We start from the raw sequence: 5,554 nt of genomic DNA, 5'->3' as shown, positions 1-5,554 counted from the left end.
GGCGGACGAGCCGCCGACCGGGGTGCGCGGCCGCGGCCCAGCCGAAGTACCCGCCGGCGTCCTCGCCGGCCCGCGACGACGTCAGCCCGTGGAGGGCGGCGACGGTCGGCCCGTTGCCGTCGTGCAGCTCGTACGCGAGGGTGGCGCCCTCGACATCCAGGGTGCGGTCCATGTCCAGACCTTACGGACGGCACGCTGGCCCTCGCGTGTGCCTGTGTTCGTGGTCGGCCTGCTGCTGGTCGTCGTCGCACGGTCGACTCGGTGAGCCTGCAGCAGATCACGCCGCCGAAGAGCGACACCCTCGACAGGTCGCTGACCGGGAACGTGCTGAAGCAGGGCTCCATGGACACCCTCGTGAAGCGCCGTGCCTCGGGAGTCGTGGTCGTTCTGCCGGTGGGCTCCGGCGGCATCGTCGACGTCGAGTAGGAGCGCACCCGCCGCTATCGTGACCGGCGGGGCGGTAGCTCAGCCGGTCAGAGCAGTGGACTCATAATCCATCGGTCACGGGTTCAAGTCCCGTCCGCCCCACACGACGGCGACCCGGGCGATCCCGAGCACCCGGACTGGGGCTGCTCGCGCAGAGGCGCCACCCCGACGCGGTGCTCGGCGTGCTCGCCGCGCTGCACGGCGTGCGGCGGACAGCCGGCTTCCTCGCCGCCGCTGCGGCCGTCGCGCTGACCGCCTCCGCTGGGCTCCGCGTGCTCGGGATCGGGCTGTCGGGCTTCCGCTCGCTGCAGCAGCCGGTCGACCTGAACTCGCTGCTGCTCGCGATCGGCGGCACCGGGCAGGACCTGCTGCCGGTGCCCCTGCTCCTCGCGATCGGCGCCGCGGTCGCCTTCGCGGTGTCCCGCCACGGACGACGGACGGCCCCGGCTATCGTCGCCGGGTGACCGAGCCGAGCGCGCCTCCTCCCGGCTTCTACAGCGACGAGACCGGCCGGCGGCGCTGGTGGGACGGCCGCGACTGGTTCGACGGACCGGAGTCCGCGCGGCGCCTCAGCGACGACGAGCGCCGTCGGATCCTCGATCGCGCGGTCGCGAAGTACGTCCAGCACGGCTACTCGATCAGATCGAACGACGGGCGGCGGGCCGTCGTCGCCAAGCGGCAGAGCGTGAACGTGCTGCTGAACCTGCTGCTGGTGCTCGTCACCGGCGGGATCTGGCTGATCTTCCTGGCGCTCCGCCTGCTGAACTGGCCGACGGACCGCGCCGTCCTCACCGTCGACCCGACGGGGGAGCTGCGGGGCGAGTTCTCCTCCTGATCGGTGGCGGCGGCGGACAGCGGCCTCGGACGCCGGAGGCGAACGGCGCACCGGAAGCCGGGCGCCGGCGCCGGTCGGGTCGTCGGTTCCGGCAGCATCCGTGGCTTCCGGCATCCCGACCGGCGCTGTCGCGCTGCCGGGACCGACGAGGCCTGCCGGAACCGACCGCGTAGGCAGGCGCGAACCGGGCGCGATCCGCTCGCCACGCCGGGACTCGCACCCCGTTCCCAGGTTCTCGGCGCACCGTCTCCGACATGACAGATGCACCGCGGATCCGGAGTCCGGACAGATAAGCGGACTCGCATGATGGACGCCCCGTCCTCCCGTTCCGGGAGGGCGGGGCGTCGTCGTGCGGGGCCCTACGCCGGGACGAGCAGCTCCACGCCGGTCAGGCGCTCCGCCTCCGCGGTCAGCAGGATCTGCAGCTCGCGGTTGCGCGCGGTCCGGCTGGAGCTGGCGACGATGGGGGTGCCGCGCAGCTCGGCGAGGCCGCTGGGACCGACGAAGGAGCCGCCCGGCAGGTCCTTCGCCGTCGCGGCGAGCAGCGTCGGCAGCGCTCCGGCGGCGGCCGATTGACCGACACCCTTCAGCATCGCCTCCGACACCCCGGACACGGCCGCCGGGACGTGGAGGTCCCTGGTCAGGTTCGTACCGGCCATCCCGGGGTGCGCCGCCATCGCGCGAAGGGGCGAGCCGGTCGCCGCGAACCGCGCCTGCAGATCGAACGCGAACATCAGGTCGGCGAGCTTCGAGTCGGCGTACGCGGCCCACCGCGAGTACCGGCGCCGCGTGCGGTTCAGGTCGTCCAGCACGATCCGCCCGCCCCAGTGCGCGAGGCTCGACAGCAGCACGACCCGGTCGGTCAGGCGGGGGAGCAGCAGGGCTGTCAGCGCGAAGTGCCCCAGGAAGTTGGTCGCCAGCTGCAGCTCGAACCCCTCGGCGGTGCGCGCCTCGTCGGTCGCCATCACGCCGGCGTTGTCGATCAGCACGTCGATCCGCTCGGGCGCGCGGTCCGGGAAGGACCGCACCGAGGCGAGGTCGCTCGTGTCGAGCAGCTGCACCTCGGTGCTGCCCGGCATCCGCCTGGCGGCCTCCTCGCCCCGGCCGAGGTCGCGGCAGGCGAGCACGACGTGCGCCCCGGCGGCGGCGAGCCGCTTCCCGGCCTCGAAGCCGAGGCCGCTGTTCGCGCCCGTGACGACGACGACGCGTCCGGACTGGTCGGGCAGGCGGAGGGATTCGGGGGAGACCACGCCACAGTGTGCGGGAGGGGTCCTGAGCGGTCAGACGGGAGCGGCGAGAGCGGCGGCGACCCAGCGCTCCAGCTGCTCGTCGGAGTCGACCGCCTCCTCCTCCAGGAACAGCCAGCCGCGCATGGTCCGGCCGCGCATCACCGCGGGATGCACGCCGGGACCGGCGAGCGCGGCCGCGTCCTCCTCCGAGATCCGCAGCATCATCACGTGATCGGGGTGGCGGCCGACGCCGAGGCGCAGCGCGCCGCCGACCAGGAACCCGACGCTGCCGAACATCCGCTTCTCGACGACGTCGGCCACGCCTGCGAGGGCGTCCCGCACCCGCGCCGCCAGTTCGGGATGGTCCGCCACAGCGCTCAGGCTGGCACGAGCGGACGAGCCCTGGTACCGCCCGCCGGCCGTCGGAGCGCCTACAGCACCTCCGAGCGACGAAGGCTTCCGACACGCGGAAACGTCCCGAACTCGTTTGACATGCCCAGGAAAGTGCTGGCACTCTCGTGCCGCTCGACGAGGACCGGCATCAGGAACCGCCGGAACTACCCCCTCGCCGCGCTACTTGCCCGATGCGGCCACGCCTTGCGCTGCCCCCACACCGCATCGTCCGGACCGTCGCAGTCGTCAGGGTGGGCAGCGCCGTGTCGAGCCCCAGGGATGGGACGAGCGGAGGCGGACCCGCCGGAGCACGTATCCCATGAGGATCCTGACGAAGACCCGCGCCGCGATCTCGGCGGTGGCCGTGAGCGGCCTCGTGCTGACCGGCACGATCACGGGCGCGGCGCCGGCCGAGGCCGCTCCCGTCTCCACCTGGAACCGGCTGGCGCAGTGCGAGTCGAGCGGCCGCTGGCACATCGACACCGGGAACGGCTACTACGGCGGCCTGCAGTTCAGCATGGGCACCTGGCGGGCGCACGGCGGCGGCGGCAACCCCGCTCGCGCGACCAAGGCGAAGCAGATCGCGGTCGGCGAGAAGGTCCGCCGATCCCAGGGCTGGGGCGCCTGGCCCGCCTGCTCGAAGAAGATCGGTCTGCGCTGATCCAGGCCCATTGCCAGGCTCCGTTCCGCTGATCGGGTTCCCGCCGGACCGGTCCGCTCATGTCGGACCGGGACGGCCGGACGCGCTTCCGGCTCCCGGAACGCGGTTTGGATGCCCTGGTTTTCCATGGCACCCTGCTCGCGCCCTCGGGGACCGGCGAACAGGAACCGCCGCGACCACCCCTCCGACGGCACTGCCCGGCGCGGACCCCACCGCATGCTGCCCCTCGGACCGCGCCGACATGGACCGTGCAACGACATCCAGGGCGGGCAGCAGCGCGTCGAGCCCCAGGGATGGGACGAGCGCAGGTGGGTCCGTGGGAGCAGACCAGATGAAGATCCTGACCAACACCCGTGCCCTCGCTTCGGGCATCGCCGTCGCCGGACTCGCAGCCGCGGGGATCGCGCTCGGCGCCGCACCCGCGCAGGCCGCACCCGCCAGCGTGTGGGACCGCGTCGCGCAGTGCGAGTCGAGCGGCGACTGGCACATCGACACCGGGAACGGCTACTACGGGGGGCTGCAGTTCAGCCTCGCCACCTGGCACGGCTACGGCGGGGCGGGCAGCCCCGCCGACGCGAGCAGGACCGAGCAGATCCGCGTCGCGGAGAAGGTGCTCGCCGGGCAGGGCTGGGGCGCCTGGCCCGTCTGCTCGGTGAAGGCCGGCGCGACCGGGTACGCCGCGTCGACGTCGTCCGCCAAGTCGTCCTCCGCCAAGTCCTCCTCCGGCTCCTCGTCGGGCGGAGGCGCGAGCGCGCAGGTCGTGCAGGCGGACAGGCCCGCTGCCGTCAAGACGTCCGGCGAGACCTACACGGTCCGATCGGGCGACTCGCTCTCGAGGATCGCGCAGCGGCTGGACGTGGACGGCGGCTGGAAGCGGCTCTGGGCCGCGAACCCGAAGGTCGCGGACCCGGACGTGATCCACACGGGCCAGAAGCTGCACCTGCCGGCCTGATCGACGGCGGATCGGCCGCCGTCCGGGTTCCGTGCCCGGCCGGCGGCCGAACCGCGTCTCCGGCTCGTCGGACTCGGCGAACAGGCCGCGCTTCGGCAGGCCATCCGCACCTCAGCAGGCTGGCCGAGCGCTTCGGCAGGCCAGCCGCGCTTCGGCAGGCCATCCGCACCTCAGCAGGCCAGGAGGCGCGTGCTGAGCCTGCTGGAGAGCGAGCAGCCTGCCGAGGTGCTCGTGAAGATCAGCACCAGACCGGTCAGTACCAGTAGGGGACGTGGCTCGTCTCGAAGGAGTGCGCGCCGCACGGCGTGGAGTAACGCGCCTTGATGTAGCCGAGGCCCCACTCGATCTGCGTCCGCGAGCTCGTCGTCCAGTCGCCGCCCTCGGTCGCCATCTTCGCCCCGGGCAGCGACTGCGGGATGCCGTAGGCGCCCGAGGAGGCGTTGTAGGCGTTCCACCGCCAGCCCGACTCGATGTTCCAGAGCCGCACGAGGCACGACATCTGCCCGCCGTCCCAGCCGTAGGCGCCGAGCCGGGATGACGCGTACGCCTGCGCGCCGGCCGGCGTGAGCGAGGCCGGCCCGGCCGCGATGCCGCCGAGCCCGGTGCCGCCGCTCGTGGCGCCGCCCGCTGCGGCGGCCTGCTTCGCCCGCTGCGACGCCGCGTACGACGCCTGCAGCGAGGACGACGTCGCCTGCAGGCTCTTCAGCTGGGCCTGCAGCGTCGCCCGCCGGGACCTCGTCGCATCGACCTGCCGGTCCGCGGCCTGCTGCGCCGCCTTCGCGGTGTTCGACGCCGCGGTCGCCTGCTTCGCCAGGCCGTCGCGCACGGCGGCCTGCGCCGCGGCCTGGGCGCCGAGCGCCTCCGACTGCCGCTGCTGCACCTTCGCCTGCGCGAGCAGCGCGGTGGACGCGTCGCCGATCTGGGACAGCGCGCCGAGCCGGTAGAGCAGGGAGCCGGAGCCGCTGCCGGACAGCCAGACGGTGAGGTCGGGGTCACCGCCCCTGGCCAGCTGCGTCGCGACGGTCGCCGCGGTGCGCCGCGCGGTCCGCGCCTCGCCG

General features: G+C 73.7%; 8 protein-coding genes and 1 tRNA gene. 6 read left to right on the top strand and 3 right to left on the bottom strand.

The genetic code is table 11. The features are described 5' to 3' along the window. Positions 1 to 261 precede the first annotated feature (261 nt). From ACFE60_RS17345 to ACFE60_RS17330, 4 genes are all read left to right on the top strand, one after another. Positions 262 to 426 carry a hypothetical protein gene (locus ACFE60_RS17345; protein ID WP_375390109.1) on the top strand — a complete coding sequence of 55 codons (165 nt, stop codon included), beginning with the start codon at positions 262 to 264 and terminating at the stop codon, positions 424 to 426. A 28-nt stretch (positions 427 to 454) separates the two neighbouring features. Continuing rightward, positions 455 to 528: transfer RNA gene (locus tag ACFE60_RS17340), tRNA-Ile, on the top strand. A gap of 71 nt (positions 529 to 599) precedes the next feature. Further along, positions 600 to 890 carry a hypothetical protein gene (locus tag ACFE60_RS17335; protein WP_375390108.1) on the top strand — a complete coding sequence of 97 codons (291 nt, stop codon included), beginning with the start codon at positions 600 to 602 and terminating at the stop codon, positions 888 to 890. Further along, complete coding sequence (locus tag ACFE60_RS17330; protein WP_375390107.1) at positions 887 to 1,261, top strand: hypothetical protein; 375 nt, start codon at positions 887 to 889, stop codon at positions 1,259 to 1,261. The genes ACFE60_RS17335 and ACFE60_RS17330 overlap by 4 nt, the downstream gene beginning before the upstream one ends. 359 nt (positions 1,262 to 1,620) lie before the next feature. Here ACFE60_RS17330 and ACFE60_RS17325 read toward each other — a convergent pair whose 3' ends face one another. Together ACFE60_RS17325 and ACFE60_RS17320 are read right to left on the bottom strand one after the other, a co-directional pair. Continuing rightward, positions 1,621 to 2,511, bottom strand: coding sequence for an oxidoreductase (locus ACFE60_RS17325; RefSeq protein WP_375390106.1), 891 nt, complete (start codon positions 2,509 to 2,511; stop codon positions 1,621 to 1,623). Positions 2,512 to 2,541: 30 nt separating this feature from the next. After that, the gene (locus tag ACFE60_RS17320; protein WP_375390105.1) at positions 2,542 to 2,862 is read right to left on the bottom strand and encodes a TfoX/Sxy family protein; all 321 of its coding nucleotides are present in this window, start codon (positions 2,860 to 2,862) and stop codon (positions 2,542 to 2,544) included. Between the two features lie 340 nt (positions 2,863 to 3,202). Between ACFE60_RS17320 and ACFE60_RS17315 the strand changes: the two genes are divergently transcribed. Then, the gene (locus ACFE60_RS17315; RefSeq protein ID WP_375390104.1) at positions 3,203 to 3,544 is read left to right on the top strand and encodes a transglycosylase family protein; all 342 of its coding nucleotides are present in this window, start codon (positions 3,203 to 3,205) and stop codon (positions 3,542 to 3,544) included. A 331-nt stretch (positions 3,545 to 3,875) separates the two neighbouring features. Further along, positions 3,876 to 4,496, top strand: a complete 621-nt coding sequence (locus ACFE60_RS17310) for a transglycosylase family protein (RefSeq protein WP_375390103.1) — start codon at positions 3,876 to 3,878, stop codon at positions 4,494 to 4,496. 253 nt (positions 4,497 to 4,749) lie between these two features. Here ACFE60_RS17310 and ACFE60_RS17305 read toward each other — a convergent pair. Next, positions 4,750 to 5,554: hypothetical protein (locus ACFE60_RS17305; protein ID WP_375390102.1), on the bottom strand; the 805-nt coding region annotated here is incomplete at its 5' end.

Origin of the sequence: uncultured Amnibacterium sp., from assembly GCF_964245895.1 — a bacterium.
Classification (GTDB): domain Bacteria; phylum Actinomycetota; class Actinomycetes; order Actinomycetales; family Microbacteriaceae; genus Amnibacterium.
This window is presented reverse-complemented; position numbering and strand designations above follow the sequence as displayed.